This window comes from Vibrio sp. KUL78, from assembly GCF_059725505.1.
Map to the genome: position 1 here is coordinate 613,862 of NZ_AP045838.1, position 23,812 is coordinate 637,673.

17 protein-coding genes and 3 pseudogenes are annotated in these 23,812 nt (G+C 46.7%); 14 read left to right on the top strand and 6 right to left on the bottom strand.

Annotated features, from left to right (window positions below; translation table 11 throughout):
* The first annotated feature begins 11 nt into the window (after positions 1 to 11).
* From AC6I8Y_RS19445 to AC6I8Y_RS19455, 3 genes and pseudogenes are all read left to right on the top strand, one after another.
* The gene (locus AC6I8Y_RS19445; protein ID WP_498022732.1) at positions 12 to 1,541 is read left to right on the top strand and encodes a tripartite tricarboxylate transporter permease; all 1,530 of its coding nucleotides are present in this window, start codon (positions 12 to 14) and stop codon (positions 1,539 to 1,541) included.
* Between the two features lie 9 nt (positions 1,542 to 1,550).
* A pseudogene (locus AC6I8Y_RS19450) lies at positions 1,551 to 2,523 on the top strand (D-2-hydroxyacid dehydrogenase).
* 6 nt (positions 2,524 to 2,529) lie between these two features.
* Positions 2,530 to 3,585 carry an aldose epimerase family protein gene (locus AC6I8Y_RS19455; RefSeq protein ID WP_498022733.1) on the top strand — a complete coding sequence of 352 codons (1,056 nt, stop codon included), beginning with the start codon at positions 2,530 to 2,532 and terminating at the stop codon, positions 3,583 to 3,585.
* On the opposite strand, the gene AC6I8Y_RS19460 is transcribed toward AC6I8Y_RS19455, so the two are convergent.
* From AC6I8Y_RS19460 to AC6I8Y_RS19480, 5 genes and pseudogenes are all read right to left on the bottom strand, one after another.
* Positions 3,578 to 4,390, bottom strand: coding sequence for an ABC transporter ATP-binding protein (locus AC6I8Y_RS19460; RefSeq protein WP_498022734.1), 813 nt, complete (start codon positions 4,388 to 4,390; stop codon positions 3,578 to 3,580). The two genes, AC6I8Y_RS19455 and AC6I8Y_RS19460, sit on opposite strands and share 8 nt — an antisense overlap.
* Before the next feature lie 25 nt (positions 4,391 to 4,415).
* Positions 4,416 to 5,271: pseudogene (locus tag AC6I8Y_RS19465) on the bottom strand (ABC transporter ATP-binding protein).
* 23 nt (positions 5,272 to 5,294) lie between these two features.
* Positions 5,295 to 7,133, bottom strand: coding sequence for an extracellular solute-binding protein (locus AC6I8Y_RS19470; protein ID WP_498022735.1), 1,839 nt, complete (start codon positions 7,131 to 7,133; stop codon positions 5,295 to 5,297).
* A gap of 73 nt (positions 7,134 to 7,206) precedes the next feature.
* Positions 7,207 to 8,248 (bottom strand): annotated as a pseudogene (locus tag AC6I8Y_RS19475) (ABC transporter permease).
* A 3-nt stretch (positions 8,249 to 8,251) separates the two neighbouring features.
* Positions 8,252 to 9,268, bottom strand: a complete 1,017-nt coding sequence (locus AC6I8Y_RS19480) for an ABC transporter permease subunit (RefSeq protein WP_498022737.1) — start codon at positions 9,266 to 9,268, stop codon at positions 8,252 to 8,254.
* 380 nt (positions 9,269 to 9,648) lie between these two features.
* Here AC6I8Y_RS19480 and AC6I8Y_RS19485 point away from each other — a divergent pair, with 380 nt between their 5' ends.
* On the top strand, positions 9,649 to 10,128 hold the full coding sequence (locus tag AC6I8Y_RS19485) for a hypothetical protein (protein WP_394151262.1): 480 nt from the start codon (positions 9,649 to 9,651) through the stop codon (positions 10,126 to 10,128).
* Between the two features lie 235 nt (positions 10,129 to 10,363).
* Here the strand turns inward: AC6I8Y_RS19485 and AC6I8Y_RS19490 are convergent, their stop codons facing one another.
* Positions 10,364 to 11,035: a GntR family transcriptional regulator gene (locus AC6I8Y_RS19490; RefSeq protein WP_498022739.1), complete on the bottom strand. Its 672-nt coding sequence runs from the start codon at positions 11,033 to 11,035 to the stop codon at positions 10,364 to 10,366.
* Positions 11,036 to 11,186: 151 nt separating this feature from the next.
* Here AC6I8Y_RS19490 and tcuA point away from each other — a divergent pair, with 151 nt between their 5' ends.
* From tcuA to AC6I8Y_RS19540, 10 genes are all read left to right on the top strand, one after another.
* Positions 11,187 to 12,575, top strand: coding sequence for an FAD-dependent tricarballylate dehydrogenase TcuA (tcuA, locus tag AC6I8Y_RS19495; RefSeq protein WP_498022740.1), 1,389 nt, complete (start codon positions 11,187 to 11,189; stop codon positions 12,573 to 12,575).
* The gene (tcuB, locus tag AC6I8Y_RS19500; RefSeq protein WP_498022742.1) at positions 12,559 to 13,692 is read left to right on the top strand and encodes a tricarballylate utilization 4Fe-4S protein TcuB; all 1,134 of its coding nucleotides are present in this window, start codon (positions 12,559 to 12,561) and stop codon (positions 13,690 to 13,692) included. The genes tcuA and tcuB overlap by 17 nt, the downstream gene beginning before the upstream one ends.
* A gap of 190 nt (positions 13,693 to 13,882) precedes the next feature.
* Entirely contained in the window at positions 13,883 to 14,554 is a 672-nt protein-coding gene (locus AC6I8Y_RS19505; protein WP_498022744.1) for a response regulator transcription factor, read from the top strand.
* Entirely contained in the window at positions 14,542 to 15,990 is a 1,449-nt protein-coding gene (locus AC6I8Y_RS19510) for a sensor histidine kinase (RefSeq protein WP_498022746.1), read from the top strand. Before AC6I8Y_RS19505 ends, AC6I8Y_RS19510 begins: the two co-directional genes overlap by 13 nt.
* Entirely contained in the window at positions 15,983 to 17,041 is a 1,059-nt protein-coding gene (locus AC6I8Y_RS19515) for an ABC transporter substrate-binding protein (RefSeq protein ID WP_498022748.1), read from the top strand. The genes AC6I8Y_RS19510 and AC6I8Y_RS19515 overlap by 8 nt, the downstream gene beginning before the upstream one ends.
* Before the next feature lie 93 nt (positions 17,042 to 17,134).
* Positions 17,135 to 18,205, top strand: coding sequence for a 4-oxalomesaconate tautomerase (locus AC6I8Y_RS19520; RefSeq protein ID WP_498022749.1), 1,071 nt, complete (start codon positions 17,135 to 17,137; stop codon positions 18,203 to 18,205).
* Positions 18,206 to 18,426: 221 nt separating this feature from the next.
* On the top strand, positions 18,427 to 19,518 hold the full coding sequence (locus AC6I8Y_RS19525; RefSeq protein ID WP_498023063.1) for a Bug family tripartite tricarboxylate transporter substrate binding protein: 1,092 nt from the start codon (positions 18,427 to 18,429) through the stop codon (positions 19,516 to 19,518).
* Positions 19,519 to 19,649: 131 nt separating this feature from the next.
* Positions 19,650 to 21,635 (top strand): tripartite tricarboxylate transporter permease, encoded by a 1,986-nt coding sequence (locus AC6I8Y_RS19530; protein ID WP_498022751.1) that lies wholly within the window; start codon positions 19,650 to 19,652, stop codon positions 21,633 to 21,635.
* A 14-nt stretch (positions 21,636 to 21,649) separates the two neighbouring features.
* Positions 21,650 to 22,501, top strand: coding sequence for a universal stress protein (locus AC6I8Y_RS19535; RefSeq protein WP_498022752.1), 852 nt, complete (start codon positions 21,650 to 21,652; stop codon positions 22,499 to 22,501).
* A gap of 19 nt (positions 22,502 to 22,520) precedes the next feature.
* On the top strand, positions 22,521 to 23,627 hold the full coding sequence (locus AC6I8Y_RS19540; RefSeq protein ID WP_394151272.1) for an alpha/beta hydrolase: 1,107 nt from the start codon (positions 22,521 to 22,523) through the stop codon (positions 23,625 to 23,627).
* The last annotated feature ends 185 nt before the right edge of the window (positions 23,628 to 23,812 follow it).

Genomic DNA, 23,812 nt, shown 5'->3' on the forward strand with positions numbered 1-23,812 from the left:
AGGTGAAGAACATGGATATTCTATCTACATTCGGAAGTATGTTTTGGCATATTTTCACCTCCCCACTGCTGATCTTAATTCTTGTTGGCAGTACATTTTTGGGGATTATTTTCGGCGCAATGCCCGGCCTTACCGCAACACTGGGCGTGGCACTACTGACTACCCTAACCTACGGCTTAGATAATCAAACAGCTCTGCTGGCTCTGCTTTCAATTTATGTGGGTGGCGTATACGGCGGTATGTATACGTCTATTCTGCTTAACATTCCCGGCACCGCAGCATCTGCAGCGACAGCAATGGACGGCTATCCTATGGCTCAGCAAGGTCAAGCAGGACGAGCGTTTGGTTTAGCCACTACCTCATCACTGATTGGCTCGGCTATTGGTATGGTGTTTGTCGCCCTGCTCTCTCCGGTTATTGCCAAGGCTGCGCTTCAATTCACCTCATACGAGTACTTTTTGTTAGCACTGTTTGGCATTCTGATCTCCGGCAGTTTGACCTCACCAGAGCTAGCAATAAAAGGCTGGATTGCAGGTCTGTTCGGCATTTGGTTATCCACTATTGGTCAAGACCATATGCAGATGTACCCGCGCTTTACTATGGGCATTCACGAACTCGACAACGGTATCGATGTAGTTCCTGTATTAATCGGTGCCTTTGGTATTCCGCAAATTATGTCTGTGCTGGAATCGAAGATGAAGATGAAGTCAATGAACGCCAAGTCGATTGGCAGGCTGCTACCCGACTTCAAAACCATGTTCAAAAACACGCGCAACATCATTTCATCCGCGCTTACTGGTGTTGGTATTGGAGCAGTACCAGGTATCGGTGAGGATATCGCTGCGTGGGTGGCATATGGCATTTCTCGTAAGACCAGCAAGAAGCCAGAGACCTTTGGGAAAGGCGCTCCAGAGGGCGTAATCTCTACCTCGACAGCGAACCAAGCCTGTGTGGGCGGCGCTATGATTCCGCTACTCAGCTTAGGTATTCCAGGCTCTCCGCCGGCGGTCATGCTGCTAGGCGCGCTTATGCTACATAATGTCGCTCCGGGTCCAATGCTGCTAAAAACTAACCCATCCTTCATCCCAGAGGTAACAGCGATTCTGTTCGCAGCTGCGATTGCTATGTGGGTGTGCGGTATGATCCTGTCTAAACAGGTCATTCATATCCTACGTATTCCGCAAACGCTGTTTATGCCGCTTATCGCTGTGCTGTGTGTTATCGGCTCCTTCGCTCTCGGAATGCGCGTCTTCAACCTGTATCTGATGGGTATCATCGGCATCATTTCTTACTTCTTTATGAAGCTGAAAGTGCCTATCGCCCCATTAGTTATTGGCGTCATCCTTGGTCCTATGGCGGATACCTCACTAAGAACGGGTCTCAAGACGACCGGTGGCAGCCTAATGCCAATGATTGAGCGCCCTATATCACTGATTTTGGTGTGTGTGATTGTGATGATCGTCTGTAGCCAAATCCCTGCGGTGAACCGTGGGATCCGTACGCTGTTTAGCACCGTCAAAAACCGACTCGCCACATCTTAAGGAAACCGTATGAAAACCATTGTCTGCTTAGATGGCTACACATTAAATCCAGGTGATAACCCTTGGGCTCCCATTGAAGCTCTTGGTGAGTTCAAAAGCTATGACCGAAGCACTGGTGGAATCGAAGAGGTCATCGAAAGGGCGAAAAATGCCAGCATTATCCTGACCAACAAGACCCCGATTAGTCGGCAAGTCATTGACGCCTGCCCAGAGCTGGAATGCATAGCCGTGTTAGCCACTGGCTATAACGTTGTCGATATAGAATACGCCAAACAAAAAGGTATTCCGGTCATGAACGTGCCCGTTTACGGCACTGAAACCGTCGCCGAAATGGTGTTTGCTCATATCTTCAACTTTGCTCGCAACGTGAGTGCGATGAGTAATGATGTAAAGCAAAACCTTGGGTGGAGTCGCAACCAAGATTGGACGTACTGGTTAACCCCGCAGTTAGAGCTATCGGGTAAAACACTAGGCATCGTCGGCTTTGGCAACATAGGTCAGCAAGTTGGGGCGATTGGCTCTGCTTTTGGCATGAACGTCATCGCTCATGATGAATTCAGTAAGCAGATGCCGAGCTATGCTCATAAAAAAGGTCACGTTAGAGGCGCTATTGGCTGAATCTGATTTCGTCTCACTGCACTGCCCTGCTTTGCCTGCCACTGAGAATATGATCAATCAAGCAACGCTTAAGAAAATGAAGCCGAGCGCCTTTTTGATTAATACGTCTCGCGGTCAACTTGTCGATGAAGCAGCACTCGCTGAAGCGCTTAACCAAGGCGTCATCTCTGGTGCAGCACTTGATACATTGTGGCAAGAGCCACCAGTGGAAAGCAACCCGTTACTCAGCGCGAGAAACTGCGTCATCACACCACATATCGCATGGGCAACGCTTGATGCTAGGCAGCGTATCATGTCTATGGTGGCTGAGAATATTCAAAGCTATCTGGATGGTGCACTGATTAATGTCGTCAACCCTCTATAGGAGACAATGATGCCGGTAAGCTCGCAACATATTGGTCAGTTTTACAATCAACCTGTGCAAGAGGTGACGCTATCCAATCAGTCTGGAATGTCGGTATCCATATTGACACTCGGAGGAATCATAAGATGCCTTCACGTCCCGGACTCAGATGGCGAAGTGAAAGACATCGTACTCGGATATGATAACCTCGCTGACTATGCCAAAGACACACATTACATGGGCGCCATCATTGGCCGCGTTGCCAATCGGATAGAAGGCGCCAAGTTCAATTACAATGGCGAGACTATTCAAGTCGACAGAAACGCCTATGACGGAAAACACTGCGTTCATGGTGGACGCTTTGGTTACCATCATCGAGTTTGGCAAATCGCTATCGTCGATGAAACTGATGATGAGATTTCGCTTTGGCTTGTGCTAGAAGATGCGGATGGTGAGGAGGGCTTTAAAGGGAACGTTACGGTTTCGGCGAAGTATACTCTGACCAGTACCAATCAGCTCAGGTTAGACATCAGTGCTTGCTCCGATACCGCTTCACCAATGAGCATGACAGCGCACAGTTATTTCAACCTTAACGGGCATGAGTCAGGGAGCATTAATAACCATTTATTACGTATCCCGTCTGACCGAACCTTACAACAGAAGCAAGATAGGATACCGAATGGCGAAGTTGTCAGTGTCCGCCACACGGCTTTTGATTACTCTTTAGGGATGATACTCGCTAAATGTGTGAACAACGATATCGACATCAACGATTCCTATGTTCTGAGTAAAGCTGAAGAAATTAGACTAGTCGGTGAGCTGCAAACATCGAAATTGGGGCTGAGAGTTTACTCCAATGAAGATACCGTGCACTTCTACAATGGACATAATCTGAATCAAGTATCTGGCAAGAACAACGTGATTTATCAGAAGTTTGCTGGCGTGTGTCTTGAGCCAAAAGGGTATGTCAATGCGGTCAATATAAAACACTTCCCACTATCTCAAGTAACGCCAGATGAACCCTATCAGCATTCGATCGTTTATGAGTTTTATTACCCTGACGGCAATAAATCCTTTAACTAACAGGCCTAGAACGGTATTTCGGATGCGTAATCGGTATCGCTGCTAACAGTGTTTTGGTGTACTCATGCTTCGGCGTTTTGTACACCTCATCACTAGTTCCATACTCCACCACTTTACCCGCCTTCATTACCGCGACATTATCAGAGACATGCCTAACCACAGAAAGATCATGAGATATAAAGATAATGGCGAGGTTCATCTCTGCTTGTAGGTCCAGTAGCAAATTGAGGATCTGCGCTTGGACCGACACATCCAATGCAGATACCGACTCATCACAAATCAGCAGTTTCGGCTTTACAGCTATTGCTCGAGCAATACCGATGCGCTGTCTTTGCCCCCCTGAAAACTCATGAGGATAACGGTCTATCGAGTCCTCAGGCAGACCGACTTTTTCCAGCAGTTCTCGAACCCACTGCTGCCTCTCTATTGTGTTACCGAGTTTGTGGATGATAAAGGGCTCTTCTAAGATCATGCCCACCGTGTGGCGTGGGTTTAGCGACTCCATAGGGTCTTGAAACACAATTTGCATTTCCTTACGCAGCGGGCGCATTTCGCGAGTCGATAGCTTAGTGATATCCGCTCCCTCAAACACAATTTTTCCATCATAGGGCTCTAGGAGTTTTAGAATGGTGTGGCCCAAGGTGCTTTTACCACACCCTGACTCTCCGACTAACCCAAGCGTCTCGCCACGATTGACGGACAAGGACACACCATCCACCGCCTTCATTACGTATCCACGACGAAAAACCCCGCCACCACTACGAAAGTACTGCTTTAAATCGGTGATTTTTAGAAGTTCACTCATTCAGAACCTTTAACTGCCTTATCAATTAGCGAAACATGTCTTCGGTAATGGGTTTGATATCAATCTTTTGCTTGGGCGGATTGTCGATATCTGGAATTAGCCCGAGTAAGCGCTCCGTGTATGGATGCTTAGGGTGATCAAACAGCTCAAACACATCCGCTTGTTCTACAATCCGCCCCGCAAACATGACGGCTACGTCATCGCATATCTCGGCAACAACACCAAGATCGTGAGTAATAAATATCATCGACATCCCCGTCTCCTGTTGAAGCTCTTGCATCAACGCAAGAATCGAGGCTTGAACAGTGACATCCAGTGCTGTGGTCGGCTCATCACAAATCAATATGTCTGGCTTACAAGCCAACGCCATTGCGATCATCACACGTTGACGCATACCGCCAGACAAGTTGTGCGGGTACTCGTTCAATCTTGCTTCTGGCAATGGGATACGCACCTTTTTTCAGCATATCGAGACAAGTCGCTTTTCTCTCTGATTTACTCAGTTCAGGTCGATGTAACTCCAATACCTCGTTGAGCTGCTTACCAACCGTTTGAACTGGATTAAGTGCCGTCATCGGGTCTTGAAAGATGATGGAAATCCGGTCCCCTCGCATCGAATACATTTGACTGGGCTCGAGCTTAAGCAAATCCGTATCTCGATATAAGATCCGTCCCTTTGTCACGACTCCATAAGGTTTAGGCAAGAGTCCCATGATGGACATCGCAGTGACACTTTTACCACTGCCAGACTCACCAACAATCCCCAGCGTCCTACCGGCTTTGAGATCAAAATTGACACCATGCAATACCTCACGGCAGTCATCATCATCGTGAAAACTTACCGCGAGATCGCGCACGCATAGAATTACCTCATCTTGCATGAACACTCCGCCCAATGTTTTGGTTACTGCAGTTTGTAGGTGTCATCAACGACAATCACAGGCTCGAAGCTCTCGCCTTTTTTCATTGCCTGCTTAGTCTGCTTCTTGAGTTCATCGTCAATCCAAAAGTTGGCGATGTCCGTCACCGAGAACATGGCTTGCGTTTGTTTGGTCATCCCATTTTCTGGAACACGCAACCAGCGCCAATGCGCTTCACGTGTATATGGCACCATATATCCTGGAACAATGAGAAACTCCTCTGACACTTTCTGTTGGATTTGATGTGACAGCGCTTGTTTTTTGGCTACGTCAAATTCAACCACATATTGGTTAATGAGTTTGTCCATATCGGGATTTTGATAGAAGGTATGATTGTTGGTTTGAGGTTTTGCATTGTCAGAGTGTAGATACTCCCAATAAGCTGGGATCTCACCGCCTCCCATGTGCAAAAATGCCAGCTGATGTTTTTTCTCAAGCACAAACTTGAACGCCGAAGAGCCATCAACAAGTTTAAGGTTAAATTCCAGTCCCGCTTGCTTAGCCTGTTCTTTGAGATAAGCAATTCTAGGAGTGTGTGGTGGGAAACCATAAGTAATATCAAAGCTTAGTCTTTGACCTTGGGCATTAACACGAATACCGTCGGCACCAATGGTATCAAAACCTGCGGCTTCGAAATAAGCGATTGCTTTCTCTGGGTCAAAGGCCGGAGCTTGATTGTCTGGTCGATCATAATCGCCATGCCCTGCTCCAAGCCCGTGAGGCAAACGCAGGTAATCACCGCGTAACACGTTTTTAATCATGCCATCGTAATCGGAAGCATACATGATGCCCGCTCGCACATTACGGTCGTCGAGCATCGGCATTGAGGTATTCATCCATAAACCGCCCGCCCCCTGCACGGTTTGGTTGTAGCCCCAGAACTTTTGGATGTATCCATTTTGATAAGGCTTACCGTCCGCCTTCTCATGCCACAAACTTGGCAGTATTAAGCCAAACGCATCCAAGTCACCCTTTTCAAAACGCTTTCTAGCAATGTCTGCATCACGAATAACGGTAAGGCGCACCTTCTCAACATTGTAGCGATTCTTGTAATATCGATTCTCATACCCCCACCAGTCCTGACCGACATGTTTGAACGTGACGCTCTTACCTTTCTTAACGTCAGACATGTAATACGCCCAAGTCGTTGGCTCAGCCTTGAAATTAAACTTCCTCACAAAGTTATCGTCGATACCATCACCGTTTTTATCGTTTTTGGAATCAGCAAAAAAGTGCTCGGGTCTTGGCTGTACCCCATTGCTTGGCAAGTTAATCTGAATCATCAGCTCATCTTGGCTCATTTTCGAGGCTGACTTAATGGCAATGGTGTAGTCATCAATCTTGACGACGTCGGCGATCTTGTTGGTAAAGAAGTCGTTGTACCATGGGGCAATAATGTCTTTGGATCGGTTGTAGGTCAGCATAAACAAATAGTCGTCCGCGGTGACCATCTCACCATCGGACCATTTTGCCTTCGGGTTCAACTTGAAATAGACAGTTTGATTGTCGTCACCATACGCCCATGCTTCAGCAAGCTGTGGAATCCACTTATTCGTATTGGGATGACGAGCCGCAAGCTTGGGAGTGCCGTCCATAAAGTAATGACGCAAACCAGAATTTGAATCTGGTCCGACACTTCTCAGCGTTTGTGGGAAACTCGACATGTAGGAGCGTAACGTACCGCCAAACTGCGCTTCCTCCGACGCAAACAATGGCTCATTCATGTTATCTATCCATTGAAGATCCGCCGGAAGGTCACCCGCGTTCACACCCACAGATAGGGTTGTCGCAAGTACCGCTAAAGTCATGTAATTCTTGCCCATGCAATATCCTTATTTTTATTCGCTAAACGTTTTCCGTGGCCTAGCTCTATACGATTAATTTTAATCACTTAGTTTAAACATAGCGGGTAAACTTCTTCGGGTCGAAAGCTGCCCTTACCGCTTCACCAATAAATGTCACCATAACCAAAACCGCAACAATGGCGGTTACTACTGAAGCAACGATCCAAGGTGAGTCTAAGTTCGATTTTCCTTGCTGAAGCAACTCTCCCCAGCTTGGCGTTGGTGGCATTAAGCCTAACCCCAAATAATCGAGTGCGGTCAGAGCCGTGATATTTGCCGCGATAGTGAATGGTGCGAGTGTTACCACCATCACCATGGTATTTGGGAGGATGTGATTGAAGACGATTCGAGCATTTGACGCGCCAAGCGCTTTAGCTGCCGTGACATACTCCCTTGCGACTTCTTTATAGGTCATGGTCCTCATGTACCAAGTAATGCCCATCCAACCAAACATGACATTGATGGCGACAAAAAAGAGTAAAACTCGGCTGAACAATAGAGACCAAAATCATGATGACGTACAAGAAAGGCACCATAGACCAAATCTCAATAAAACGTTGAACGAAAAGGTCAAACTTGCCGCCAAGAAAGCCCATTGCACAGCCGACAGCGACACCAATCGCATAAGAAGCCGCCATGGCTAATAGTGCAAATCCCATAGCAATTCGAAAGCCGTACACCAACCTTGCCAATATGTCTCTGCCGATGATATCGGTCCCTAGATAGTGCTTAGATTGGGCATTGGGCGCATTTGGCGGATAATCCCCAGAAAAGTCTTGTTCATAAGGGTCCCACGGCACTATCGGCATCAACACAAAATCATCACCTGCCGCTTGTTCAAAGATTAACTTAAGTTGTCTGTAGTCGACTTCACTGGCATTCGTTTGTCCAAATTCTGTTCCCAGATAGACACGGCTCACCACCGGAAAAAAATAATCACCTTGATACTTCACCACCAGCGCTTTGCTGTTAATAAGAAATTCAGCAAATAACGACATAATCAACATGAGTGACAGCAGAATAAACGACCAATAGCCGCGCTTAATGCGCCTAAAATTGTTGAGTTTTTTCTTTGTTAAAGGACTGACCTTCATCGCTTATCCCCCAAACTTCACACGAGGGTCGACAAGCGCGACACAGATATCGGAGATGATGTTTCCCAGAAGCAGCAGCACCGCATTAATCGCGACGATCCCCATTACAACGGGGTAGTCTCTTTCGACAATAGACTCATAACCCAGCAGCCCTATTCCATCAATGTTGAAGATGACTTCAATTAAGAATGCACCGGTCATAAAGAACAGCAAAGAGTTACCAAAATGGCTGGCAATTGGTATAAGGCTATTTCGCAGCGCATGCTTTCGCACCGCTTGCTTAAATGGCAAGCCCTTTGCGATCGCAGTTCTTATGTAGTCTGCTGACAGGTTTTCCATGAGATTGTTTTTCATCGTCATAGTAAGCGTCGCAAAATCGCCGATGAGGTAACAGATTAAAGGTAGAATAGCATGCCACATAATGTCGGCAACTTGCTCTGACAATAGCTCAAAATCCTCAAAGTCATCGCTAGTGAAGCCCCCCATAGGCATCCACTCTAGGTGATAACTAAACAGAGTAATAAGCAACACCCCCACAACGTACCCTGGAAGTGCATACCCTACAAAGATTGCCACTGAAGAGAGCGAATCAAACACAGAACCATGTTTAAGTGCTTTGTAATAGCCAAGAGGGATGGAAATAAAATAGCTGATAAAGAACGTCATACCACCGTAAAACAGTGATACTGGAATACGCTCAGCAATCATGTCTGAAACCGGCTCGTAGTAGCGAGTAGACTCACCAAGATCCAACTGAACAAGGTTCGAAAGCCATTCCCAATAGGCTTGATGAACGGGTTTATCGAGACCGTAGAAAGCATTCAACTCTTGGATTTGATCTTCCGACAGAGCAGAGTTACTGCCTGATATCGATCCCCCATCCCCCTGCGAATGCAAGTTCGCCAGCATTCTCTCTACTGGCCCTCCTGGTACTAATCTGGTGATCGCAAAAATAAGTATCGTCACCCCCAAAAACGTTGGCACCACAAGTGCCAGGCGACGAAGAAAGTAAGACAGCATTAATCAACTTCTCCATGTTTGCTGCTCCCTAAGAGAAAGATTAACGAGCTTAGAGCGACAAAACAAGTTACTGCCTTAATTAAGTCACTGAAAGAAAAGCAACTAGTAGAAGGCAACATGTATCAAGAATAAGCAAATATTTGCGACACATCAGCAAATACGAACATTACATCGATACCCGAATCTAGCAGAGCATCGATGGACCTGATCCTTCATATTGTAGTTAAGTGTTTTAATTTCTGGGGTTACAGTAAATGGACTAAGAGTAGCAATTAACATCATTTCAATCTGGAGGGCTAGGTCTCCAGTTTTTTTTGATGTGCGCTAAAACATGAACAACAAAAATCACTCTGCAGCGCGGAGCGCATTAAGGTACAAGAATGAAGAAACTTATGATCCCAGCTTTGGCAATAGTCGCACTCTCTGGATGTCAAACGACTAGCGTCAGTGAGATGATGGCTAACCCTAAGTCAATTGATAAGCCGTTTTCTTGCGAACTAGACAACCATGCAAATTTGATCATACAAAAAGACGGTCAAGGTGTGTATCTCTGGAGTGACTCGAATACTCCAAACGAAAACGTCACCGTGACGAATCACGAAATTCGTAAAATGAAAAACGGTTCACAGAGCCATAAGTTCTCAATCATGCAGCGAGAAAACATCAGTGGCGACGTTTACGGTGGCATCGAAGCGGATCTCACATTCATTGATGATGGCGAGTCAACTATGCGCGGTGATTGGGAGTTTAAATATATTCTAGTTTCAACCGAGCATGGCACAAAAGAAAGCAAACCTAACGAGCGAATTATTAAAAAGGCAGTTTGTCGATGGGATACAGAGGCATCAATCGATTGGTAGGTCAACTGAGACATTTACAATTAGGGGTTGTCAGAAACTATACGGAAATATTTCTAGATGACCTTTTAATTACTAAGCAATAATACTTTTAAATTCGTTGAAGATGTAAAGCTGACACTCGACATCTAACCGAGTTAGCTCAGCGCTGCCTTTGTTTCCTTGGTACTTTTCAAAAAGTTTGACTCTGAAGGTAGAGAGTGCAGCGGAAATTGAAACCAATCTGCAGTTCAATCACTCACCCGTTTACTTCAACCTGTGAAGCTCTCTGCATCCGCATGCGAATTCGATGCGCTTGCTGAATGTGATGTCTGGCTGCCTGTTCGGCTTTATCGCCATCGCGCTGGCGAATAGCATCGATGATCGCTTGATGTTCTTGGTACGCGGTTTGGGTTCGCTCTCCTTCCTGTAACGTGGTTCCGCCTAGCAGAGTGAGTGCATTTGATAATGAGTTTAGCGCATCAATTAAGTATCGGTTATTCCCCGCTCGATATAGCGCTTGGTGAAACAGACGGTTCGCCTCAGCGACCTTAATCGGGTCATTGGCATAACTTAACATGATGTCGTTGAAGTCTTCGAGCTCAGCTAATTCAATCTCTGAGGCATGCCGTGCTGCATATCGTGCTGCAGTGCCTTCTAATACCTCACGCACCTCATACAGCTCTATCACCTCTTTCTGATCCAACTGCTTGATCACCGCGCCTTGGCGTGGCAAATGGATCAGCAAACCATCACTTTCTAAACGTCGAATAGCATCCCTTACGGGTGTTCTGCTGATCCCCAGCATCTCTGCAACTTCAATTTCTCTAACGCGAGTTCCCGATGTCAGTTCACCGTGACGAATGGCTTGTAGTAGCTTCTGATAGGCCACTTCGGAGCGAGATTGATTACTCTTTTTTTCTTGTGTCATTTGCTATCGAACTCTAATCGAAGATCGTTCTAGATCTCAGTTGTGAAGTTTTTGTTATTCCAAACTTGACACAGGAATCAATAAGTTTCAAGCTAAAAATACAATTGTATACAATCGTATACATCAATAACCAAAAACAAGGAAGTATCGAATGAGCTTTGAAAGTGAGTCCTACGATGTGATTGTTGCTGGAGGTGGTCAGGCTGGCATCGTTGCTGCGATTGTTGCCGCCGAAAAAGGCGCGAGTGTTTGTCTGCTGGAAGGCGCTCCCAGAACCCACCGTGGAGGCAATACCCGTCACACCCGAAACCTAAGACCAATGCACGACGGCCCTATGTCTGTCTTAAGCGGCACCTACGACGAAGAAGAATATTGGCAAGACCTAATGCGTGTTACCAAAGGCAAAACCAATGAAGAACTTGCACGCTTGACGCTTCACCGCTCAACGGAGGCGGTTGATTGGTTAGAGCAGCGAGGCGTGCAGTTCCAGCCGCCATTGGGAGGCACACTACACCTTGGAAGGACTAACGCGTTCTTCATGGGAGGCGGTAAACAGCTTGCCAATGCTCTCTATCGTCACGCTGAAAACTTGGGCATTGAAATCCACTACGATGCCATGGTCACCGACATTGAAATAAACAACGATGAATTTAAAAGCGTTTCAGTCGGTGATACGGCGATTAAAGGCAAGACATTTGTCGCTGCCGCAGGTGGGTTCGAGGCGAATGTAGAGTGGCTGAAAGAGGCATGGGGCGATATTGCGGAAAACTTCCTTATTCGTGGTACCCCATACAACAAAGGCACTTTGCTGAAAATGCTGCTCAACGCAGGGATCAACTCCGTTGGCGAGCCAAACCAATGCCATGCGGTTGCGATAGATGGTCGAGCGCCACAATTTGATGGTGGGATTTGTACTCGCGTTGACTGTGTTTCTCTTGGTGTCGTCGTCAATAAAAATGCCAAGCGCTTTTATGATGAGGGCGAAGATTTCTGGCCAAAGCGTTACGCGATTTGGGGTCGCCTTGTGGCATCTCAACCTGATCAGATTGCTCATGTCATTATCGATAGCAAAGCCAAAGGCTCTTTCATGCCGCCGGTGTTTCCAGCGGTGACAGCAAACTCAATACAAGAACTGGCCGAAAAAGTAGGCTTAGACGTTGAGGCGTTCACTCAGACCATCGACGAGTATAACGCCGCCGTTCAGCCGGGTAACTTTGATCACACCGAACTAGACCGAGTACACACCAAAGGACTTGAAGTTAACAAGACTAACTGGGCACGGCGAATTGACACTCCCCCATTCTACGCCTACTCGCTCAAGCCCGGCATCACGTTCACCTACCTTGGTGTCGAGGTCAATAAGAATGCTCAAATGAAAATGTCTGATGGCAAGCTTGCCAAAAACCTATTTGCAGCCGGAGAAATTATGGCAGGCAACGTACTAGGGCAAGGCTACTTAGCAGGCATTGGAATGACAATTGGAAATGTATTTGGACGAATAGCAGGAAGCGAGGCAGCGGATTATGCGATCAACAATTAAAGTAAAAGAAGTCGATAGAGTAATGACCATTTGTAATGCCTGCCGCTATTGCGAAGGTCACTGCGCCGTGTTTCAAGCAATGGAGCTTCGACTAGAGTTCAATTCAGATGATCTCGACTACTTATCTAACCTTTGCCATAACTGCGGCGCCTGTTACCACAACTGCCAATATGCGAAACCTCACGAGTTTGAACTCAACGTGCCTGGCGCCATGGCCGAGCTTAGAGAAGAGAGCTACGCACAATATGCTTGGCCAAGCTTTATGGGTTCTGCATTCAAGAATAACGGACTTTGGGTGACATCATTACTCTTAGTGCTGGTCACAGCATTTGTGGTACTCGGTGCCTATTTCACTGGCGACAGTTTTTTCCAAGTACATGACAACGCTTTTTACGGCGTAATATCCCATAACGTTATGGTAGGGATCTTCGGTACCGTGGCGCTATTTGTTGCCATCGCTATGGTGATGTCGATTGTCAACTTCTGGAAGGTGATGCGATTACCCGCGCCATGGAAGCTAGATTGGGGGTTAGTTGCCAAGGGTGTTAAAGATGGGCTTACTCTTAAATATCTCGACGGCGGAAATGGTCAAGGATGTTCGTACCCTTCAGAGAAGCCATCGATGGCAAGACGCTACTTCCATCAGATGACGTTCTGGGGGTTCATGCTTTGCTTCGCTGCAACCTCGACGGCAACAGTGATGCATTATGCGCTCGCGCTTCCTGCCCCTTATGACTTTATCAGTCTACCCAAACTATTTGGTGTGATTGGTGGTATTGGTTTAATTGTTGGTCCTATTGGCCTAATGACGCTAAAGCGCCAAGCCGTATCAGATACCAAAGGTAAAGCTAACAAAGGGATGGACACTAGCTTTCTCATGCTATTGCTATTAACAAGTGTTTCCGGTCTGGGATTGATAGTTTTGCGCGATACGAGTTGGGTAGGACTTGGGCTGACGGTTCACTTAGGGGTCGTTCTGACGCTCTTTATTTCGATGCCTTACGGCAAGTTTGTTCACGGATTCTATCGCCTCATTGCCTTAATCACTTTCGTGGTGGAAAAAGAGCGTCACCAAGCGATTGTCGGTGTTGAGCCTGTCACCGAGACAAACGCTTAATCGTATAATACTTGATATAAGCGCCTCAAAATCTGAGTGATTTTGAGGCGTTTTTTGTGTCTCATCACTTTTATCATCAAGTAAGAATCGATAATCGTGACCTTTTCGGCAGAGACATTTGCACCCTCAATGTAAACTGCTCGTGAAATAGAAACCATGTATTAACACCCATTACTCAATGGAGGCTGAAATGCGAGTATTAGTAGTTGAAGACGATAAAATGATCAGCCAAGCCATTGAGCAACGCTTCTCCGACCTCGGTCACGGCGTGGATTGCGCCTACGATGGTGACGTAGCCTACGCCATGGTAAGCCACACGCCTTTTGATTTGATTATTCTTGATCTAAACCTCCCCTATAAATCGGGGGAACAAATCACTAAACGAATTCGACAAGTATCAGATACCCCTATATTGATTCTTACTGCAAGAAATGAGGTATTTGATCGCATCAACTTGCTTGATTTAGGGGCGGATGATTACCTGACCAAACCTTTCGATTTCGGAGAGCTTGAGGCGAGATGCAGGGCAATTGTGCGCCGCAGACAAGGCAGCGACCATAATGTGATTACCTACGGTGATATCGAGTTTGATAGTGTCAGTTGTTCAGTCAAAGTAAAAGGTGAACCTATCGACCTTAAGCAGCGCGAGTTTCGATTGCTTGAAATTTTCATCACTCACCTAAACCGAGTGATGAGCAAGGAGGAGCTGATTGAGCACCTTTATGGCTACAGCAGTACGCCAAATCTTAATGCCATCGAAACCTATGTGGGTCGTCTAAGAAAATCGCTCAGTCACAGCAGTGTCGAGATCAAAACACTGCGCGGACTCGGTTATGTGCTGAATAACGCTTGCCCAAGCTAAAGGTCAGTATGTTCTCTCCTACTCGCTCACTTCGATTCCAACTGTTATTTGCTGCGACCCTCTCTCTCTGTGTGGTCGCGCTATTGGCGTTAATGGCAGTAAAGCGCTATGCCTACGACACCGCGAAGATGACCTTTGATGAACGCTTAAGTAGTGCGGCGCTGCAAATTATCGATCATGTCCATTTCAATAATCTCAGTTTCAGTGTCGATATTCCCTTTTCCGCATTCAAAAGCCTAGCAAGCTCCACTAACGACCGTGTGTTTTACTTGGTCACTTCTACAAACAACGAGTTTATTACCGGTTATGAAGAGCTACTCAATAACCCTGTCGTTCAAACTCAAATCAACCAACACAACACGGTACTAGAGCCAAAACCAGACTATTTCTATCTGGATTTTATGGGAGAATCGGTGCGATTTAGTGTTGTCAGCCGCGCTATTAATACCATGCAAGGGAAGATCAATGTCTATGCCGTATTGGGACAAACCCTGCAGTCACGTATTGCCTGGGAAAGCGAAATCTACAACCAAGCTATCAAAATGCTAGTGGGCGTGATCCTCTGTTCACTGTTAGTTATTACCGCTTTGATATGGCGTGTATTGCGCCCTATCAACGAGATAAACAGAAAGATTGCCAAGCGTTCAAACTTGGATCTCACACCGATATCGGTCGAAGGACCTCGTGAGATTAACCATCTGATTGAAACGATTAATATCTTCATGTCGCAGTTGGATGGCACCTTAAATAACCTCAAAAGCTTTACAGGAGAAGCGGCTCATCAACTCAAAACCCCGATAGCTGGAATTAAGGCTCAACTATCGGTGGCGCAAAGCAAAGTCCAAGATCCAGAGGCCCTCTCGTACATCAACAGAATATCAAGTTCAAACGACCACTTAGAACGCACCGTTGTGCAACTTCTTAACCATGCCACCATCAAGCATCGCTTTCGTCGTGTCGAACCTCAGTCCGTTCAGTTTAACCAGCTAGTAAAAAACTGCTGTCGCGACTTGGCTATGAATGCTTTGCAAAAAGGTGTGGAGTTGGATTATCAAGAGTCAGTTCAGTTTGCCATTCAAGGTGACGATTTTGCCTTAGCTCAGATGCTCAACAACTTAATTGAGAATGCGATCAAGTACTCTCCCAAAGACAGTAAGGTCGAGGTAGAAATCACCAAAATTGGTAGCAAAGCCACGCTTTACATTAGAGACCACGGGATAGGAATCGATGACAAGGACAAACCTCATGTTTTTGAGCGCTTCTATCGCAGTCCAAATGCACGTGAAAGTGGCACAGGCCTTGGTATGAGTATTGCTCTAGACGTTGCAGAAAAATCGAATGGCCAATTGATTCTGGAAGACACAACGCCGACTGGGCTTACCATAAAACTGCAATTTCCTCATTCAGTCTGGAAAGAGGTCTCTTCGGATGAATAACTTAACTAGATTTTTAGCCTTATTATCTTTGGCTATCGCTTCCAATGGATACGCAGCACTGACGCTAGAGCAAGACACACTGCATCCGGTCACTTTAAAGGTTCATGCCGCAGCCTATCTTTCGGAGATGCAGCCGCTAATTGATGATTTTGAACGTCGCAATCCTGACATTCTTATTGACTATAAAGCAGTAAGCAGCAACCTACTTACCCAACAAATTCGCGACTCTGCTACTCCGCCGCCAGACGTGACTATCAGTTCAGTCATGGATCAGCAAATCCGTCTAGTTAATGATGGTTATGCACTGCGCACGCCCTATACAGATAAAAGCGTACTCCCTTCTTGGACCCATTGGCGAGAAGAGCTTTACGGGTTTAGCTATGAGCCAGCGGTGATTGTCTTCAATCGTGCTTTCCTCGACGGTAAACGCACGCCAACCAACCGTGTTGAGCTGATTCATTTCATTCGCCGCCATAGCAACGAACTGCAAGCAAAAATCGGTTTGTTTGATATTCGGAAAGTGGGCATGGGTTATTTACTTTGGTCATTTGAGCGCGCCCAAGCCACTAACTACGGTCAATTTTTAGAGCTGTTTAATTCCCACGATGCGCTGACGTTTAACAGCTCAGCCGCGATGCTTAACGCCGTCAATCGGGGCGATATTAATATGGCGTACAATGTCGTCGGCTCTTATGCTAAGTCCTTTGAAGAGGATAACGATGGCATCGTGGTAGTAGCTGCTACCGACTACACCCCGGTAATTATTCGAAGCGCCTTTGTAAACAAGACAACAGAAACGCCCATCCATGCACAACGCTTCTTAAACTATCTCCTTTCTTATCAAGGACAAAAAGTGATGGCAGAGCAAACTAACATGCCACCGATTCGCTTGGATGTAGAAAACGAAAAGACTGCCCACGTAATGAGAAACCGACTTGCCGATCAGCTAAAGCCTCTGCCTCTCGATGTCAGTTTGTTAGTCATTTCAGACCAAAGCAAAAAACAGATCGTCATTTCCGAATGGGAAAATGCATTAAAAGACTACGAATAGTCGTCGTGTCAGTTTGACGACAGTTTCATCTCTTAATCTGGCCTTAACAGTTGCCAAAGAGCAACAGGAATAGCCAGCAAAAGGAGTGAAGTTATGTCGAGTCAAAGTCAGATTTCATGCATGTTAATACGCGGTGGTACATCAAAAGGTGCGTATTTTCGAGGAGAAGATCTACCAAACGATGTCCATGAGCGCGATGAAGTTCTGTTGCGCGTAATGGGCTCTGGAGATATCAGCCAGATTAATGGTATTGGCGGAGGTACGACACTGACCAGTAAGGTCGCCATCGTGTCTAAATCCGCAGAGCCAGATATAGACCTAGAGTACTTGTTTGCTCAAGTCGGTGTTGAAGAACGAGTTGTCGATACTAAGCCATCGTGTGGCAATATTCTTTCAGGCATTCTGGCTTTTGCTGGCGAGAATAACCTCGTCTCTCTAAAGTCCCCCACTACCACACTGCGCGTTAAAAATACCAATACTAATACGATCATCGAAGTGTCTGGGGAAACACCCGAAGGTAAGCTCCAATACGAAGGTGACATGTCCATCGACGGTGTTCCAGGAACCGGCTCTCCTATCATGCTTAACTTTCTGGATGTGGGAGGGTCCAAAACGGGAAAACTATTCCCAACTGGAAAAAAGTCCGACATCATCGACGGCATGGAAGTCACATGCATCGATGCTGCCGTTCCTATGCTACATATAGCCGCTGAGTCTGTTGGCGTCACTGGCTACGAAACAAAACAAGAACTCGACAGCAATCAGGCGATGTTGGAACGAGTCGAACATGTAAGACGAATTGCAGGCGAGCTAATGGGACTTGGAGATGTCTCAAACAGTGTCGTACCTAAAGTTTCGTTGCTTACTTCTCCAAAAGCAGGCGGGAACATAAGCTCTCGTTACTTTGTCCCCCACAATTGTCACGCCAGTCATGCCGTCACCGGAGCCATCGCTGTGGCTGCAGCATGTTCAATCCCCGGCACGGTAGCAAGTCGCTTAGCGTCCAGTTTGAATGATGACACGATAACGATAGAACATCCCAGCGGTCGCATCGACGTCAAGCTACAAGTCGAAGAAGGAGAGCTTGAACCCAACTTAAAGCAGGCCGCTTTGGTACGAACTGCCCGACCACTGTTTAAAGGCCAAGTTTACCCCGCAAGGTAGAAGCAGGTTGCCACCCAATTAGGGTGGCTTTTTTTTGTTTTGAACATCAATAATGTTGAGCCATGTAACGTTTTTGTTAATAACTCCTGCCGTGTCAGTTTAGTGACAGGTTGGCTTTCTAAGTTGAAGGAAATCGCCAAATAACCGAGAGCGATGAACACAGAGAAAGTACAAATGGAGGCAACATGCTTAACATGACATCTCTCAACACAATCAAAGGAATGACTGGTCGTCGTTTTCTTCAAACCCTGTTAATTGCAGCGTTTGGTATTTCTGCCATTCCCTCAAACACTCATGCTAAAGACGTTTCATTCTCGGGAGAGCGCGTCGAGCTCTTCATGCCATATAAAGAAGGTGGCGGTACCGATACTTGGGGTCGATTCTACGCACCTTACCTCAGCGAAGCGCTACCTGGCCAACCTGTGGTCGTAGTCAAAAATATCCCAGGCGGAGGCTCTACGAAGGGTGCAAACCAATTTGCTCGCCGTGGCAAAGCCAATGGTTTAAACATCTTTGCAAGCTCAGCATCAACTCAGTTCCCGTACCTACTTAAAGACCGCCGAGTTAAATACGATTATAACGACTGGCGTGTCATCCTTGCCTCACCAACTGGCGGTGTGGTTTATGTCTCACCATCGACTGGCATCAATAGTGTTGACGATCTAATCGCCAAGCGTGATGAGATTAAGTTCAAATACGGAAGCCAAGGTGCAACCTCTCTCGATCTTGTGCCTATTCTAGCGATGGACCTTCTAGGCATGGATGTGCAGCCAACGTTTGGTATGAAAGGACGTGGCGCTGGTCGTTTAGCTTTTGAGCGTGGAGAGGTCAACATCGACTATCAAACCAGTTCTGCCTACATCAAAAAGGTCACACCGCTGGTTGAAGAAGGTAAGGCAATTCCACTATTTAGCTTCGGCGTCCTCAATGAAGAAGGCAAACTTGAACGCGATCCAAACTTCCCTGACCTTCCACACTTTAGCGAAGTATACGCAAAGCTCTACCCTGACCAAGACCCAAGTCAAGGTTACCAAGCATGGCGTTCATTCTTTGTCGCTGGCTTCGCGGCTCAGAAGATGATTTTTGTACCGAAAGACACACCAGATGAGCTTGTCCAAGCATGGCGTCAAGCCGCAACGGAGGCCATCAGCTCACCTAAGTTCTCTGAAGAGTCTGTACAAGTGCTTGGCGAATACCCACAGCTTACTGGCCTTCAAGCCGAAAAGGCACTTGAAGCCGCACTATCTCTAGAAGAGCGCAACCTCAAGTGGGTACGCAACTGGCTAACTGAAAACTATAACACCAAGTTTTAATCGCCATTTTGGAGCCTGCGGTTTCGGGCTCCCTTTTTCTTATCACAGGTTTGGTAAAAACGTGACGCCGTGAATTCGAGCGCACCTTTTACATCAGCCTAAACATCCATAATTATTAGAAGGCAATAGTGATGCTTGATGAACTCTTTGTCGCACTAGGCACCATACTCAGTGTTCAGCATATGGCATTTATGCTGGGCGGCGTTGTACTAGGTCTTGCCATTGGGATTTTCCCCGGCCTTGGTGGGATAGCCGGCTTATCACTGCTTCTCCCATTTCTTTATGGGATGGACCCCATTTCAGCTCTGGCAATGCTTATCGGCCTCGTTGCCGTCATCCCTACCTCAGATACCTTTACTTCCGTCCTGATGGGTATTCCTGGCTCTAGTGGCTCTCAGGCAACAGTACTCGACGGGTTTCCGATGGCCAAAAAAGGTCAAGCAGCTCGTGCCCTTTCCGCCGCATTTACCTCCTCTCTCTTTGGTGGCTTGTTCGGCGCGGTTATCTTAACCGGATTTGTACTAGTAGCTCGCCCTGTCATTCTCGCTTTTGGCTCAGCCGAACTGTTTATGCTGACACTGCTTGGCTTAACCATGGTCGGTGCTCTAGCCGGAAAGAGCCTAATTAAAGGTCTTACTGCCTGCGGACTCGGTGTCTTGCTCGGCAGCGTCGGCAGTGCACCGGCGACCGGTGAGTATCGAATGACGTTTGATAACTTCTATTTAATGGATGGCTTGCCTCTGGTCGTTGTTGGTTTGGGTATTTTTGCGTTGCCTGAAATCATCGATCTGCTGCGTCAAAACAAACCTATCGCGAGTGCTAGTCAGCTTGGTAGCGGCTGGTTAAGTGGCATCAAAGACTTCTTTAAGAACAAATGGTTAGCGATGCGCTGCAGTATTATTGGCTGTGTGGTTGGCGCACTTCCTGGCTTAGGCGGAAGTGTTGTTGACTGGATCGCTTACGGTCACGCTGTTCAAACCACCAAGAAAGACGCTGATTTTGGACACGGTGATGTCCGAGGCGTTATTGCTCCTGAGTCCTCAAACAACGCCAAAGAAGGCGGTGGTCTTGTGCCAACACTGCTATTTGGGATCCCAGGCTCTGGTGGTATGGCGGTATTCCTCGGCGGTATGGTATTAGTAGGCTTGGAGCCAGGCCCAGCGATGGTAAGTACCGATCTAGATGTCACCTACACCATTGTGTGGTCACTGGCGATTGCTAACCTATTTGGCGCGGCAGCGTGTATGTTTATCTCTCCTTGGGTAGCTAAACTCACCACGATTCGCTACACCCTTCTCGCTCCGTTTATGGTGATGGTGATCTGTTTTGCGGCTTACCAAGCAACTCGCGATCTAGGTGACCTAGTTTCACTCTTGGCGATCAGCGTTCTTGGTGTCCTCATGAAACGTTTCGACTGGCCACGCCCAGCATTTCTTATCGGCTTCGTATTGGCTAGCGGCATGGAAACCTATCTATACCAAGCCGTTCAGTTTGATGGTGTTGGCTTCCTGCTCCGTCCAGGTGTCATGATCATTGGTGCGATTACTCTGTTGTCTCTGTTCTTTATGATTCGTTCGAACGCTAAAAAGAAAGCGGCAGATGAGCCTAAGCCAATTGTGAGTGCGCAACCCCATGTCCGTCGTCCACAACAGCTGTTCGCCATCGCGGTTAACCTTGTTTTCGCTTACGCAATTTACGACGGTTATCAGCAAAGCTTCTTAGGCGGGATCTTTACTATCGTCATTGCGAGCTTTATGTGGCTACTCTCAGCCATCATCACCTATCGCTTGTTCACCGACTCTGAGTTCAATCCCATTTACTTCGACAACGAATACGAACAAGGGTATGCCTATGACACCGATACAACCAGCCTGTGGCACTACCTCTACTGGCTTGCCGCGCTAATTATCGGTTGCTACTTCGTAGGTTATGTCATCGCAATTACTGTGTTCTTCTGTGTGTTCTTAGTCAATAAAGCAGGCGTGTCTTTGGTACGTGCAGTGTCAATGACAGCTGCGGCATCCGGCTTCCTTCTTGGGTTAACGCACTTGATGGTGCTCGACTTACCAATCGGCCTTCTTCAAGAGAGTGTCGACTTACCGTGGCCTATTGGATAACAGGGAGAGAAACTATGTCGATAAGAACTATTTTAATGCCATTCGCCACTACTCAAAATGCTCAAGAGCGCCTCGCCGGCGCGCTTGAAGTGGCTAAGTATTTCGAAGCTCACTTAGAAGTCATGCACGCGCAAGTTGGCGCTGGGCAGTTACTGCCATCTGAGAATCGATTGATAAGCAGAAGCCTCTATCAAAAAATCGACCAAATGGTAAATGAGTACATTGAAGAGAGCATCTCTGAGTCTAAAGAAGTGTTTAACCGACTTTGTGACGATCACAGAGTCAAGGTTTCAGAGCCTATTCGAGGTGAGACGACTGCGCTTTGGCACGATATTTTTCGCTATCGTGCTGAAGTTGTCAGCGAGCATGGCAAAGTCTCCGACTTAATCGTTATTCCTAAACCCAGTAACGGCAACACAAGCGTTAGCTTTGAAGCGGCAATTAAACACAGCGCACGCCCAGTGCTGCTGATGCCACGCACACAATCTCATTTTAATCCACAAACCATCATGATTGCATGGAATGGCGATGCCGCAGCAGCGAGAGCCGTTCACGCAGCCTTGCCCATTCTCAAAAAGGCAAAAGAAGTGGTAATCGTGAGTAGTGAGCGCTCTTTAGTGGATAAGCCAGACCAATACGCCTTGACTAAATACCTAGAAGCTCACGATGTGCAAGTGTCAAACTCTGTACTCGATACGAATAAACGAGAAACACCCAAAGCCCTACTCGACTTTGCACAGACATTACCTGCTGATCTCATCATTGCAGGCGCATTCGCACACCGCAATTTAAGCAGATTAGTATTTGGTGGCGTTACCAAGAAGCTGCTTTTTAACCAGACTATCCCATTACTTGTGATGAGTTAACGAACCACTAGGAGCAATGATGACTAAAGGACTTATCAAACTGTTAGCGCTATTCTCGCTCACAGTCAGTGCAGCCAACCCGACAACAAACCAGTATCAAAGCGAGGTGTTTTTTGTTGGGGGTCAATACAAGAAGGTGAATAACTCGACCTTATTTACTGGGCAAATGTTCGTAGAAAAGTGGACACCAGAGAAAGTAACCCAGCCACTGCCTATCGTTCTAATCCACGGTGCTGGCCAATCTGCCGTCAACTGGATGACGACACCAGACGGTAGACAAGGTTGGGCACACTATTTCATTAACCAGGGGTATGTTGTCTACATGGTTGATCAACCAGCCCGATCCCGCTCGGCCTGGCACCCTGCCACAAATGGTGATTTGAGAATCTTCAGCGCAGAGGTTATCGAGAAAAAGTTTACCGCATCGGCGCAGTTTGAAGGGCAATGGCCTCAAGCAGGGTTACATACCCAATGGCCAGGCTCTGGACGACAGGGCGACCCGATTTTTGATCAGTATTATTCAAGCATTGTCGAGTCTTTGAAATCACATGTTGAAAGCAGCGAGCTTGTTAGTGCTGCAGGAGTGGCTTTGCTCGATAAGATAGGTCCCGCCATCCTACTTACACACTCACAGTCAGGCCCCTTTGGATGGCTTATTGCTGACAAGCGCCCTAACCTAGTTAAAGCCATCGTTACTATCGAGCCTAGTGGCCCACCAATCAAAAACAAAGCTGGAAAATCCAGCCTACCTTGGGGAGTTAGCGTTATCCCAGTAACCTATGAACCAGCGATAGCTATGCCCGAAGAATTAGTCGTCGCTCAACAACCAATAGCCGACAGCAACACTCTTGTTCGTTGTTGGGAACAGCAAGAACCTGCACGACAGCTTGTTAATCTCAAAGACATACCCGTCTTGTTTATGGTGAGTGAGTCTTCATATCATGCCGAATATGACCATTGTACTTCGAACTGGCTAACACAAGCTGGAGTGAACAATGACTTCCTTCGACTTGAACAACAGGGTATACACGGAAATGGTCATATGCTGATGTTAGAGAAGAACAATATGGAGATAGTGAACCTAATCAATAGCTGGTTATTGAAAAAGACCGTAGCGTTAAATTGATAAGAATATTACTAGAAGATTGGAGCATGAGAATTGGAGCGTGCAGCGGGAATCGAACCCGCATCATCAGCTTGGAAGTGTTACACCCACTCAAATTTTTACTTCTAGAAATCATCAATAATATTATTTATCAACAACTTATGGAAACAACCCCATAATTTTTAAACCCCATTTTTCAACATTTT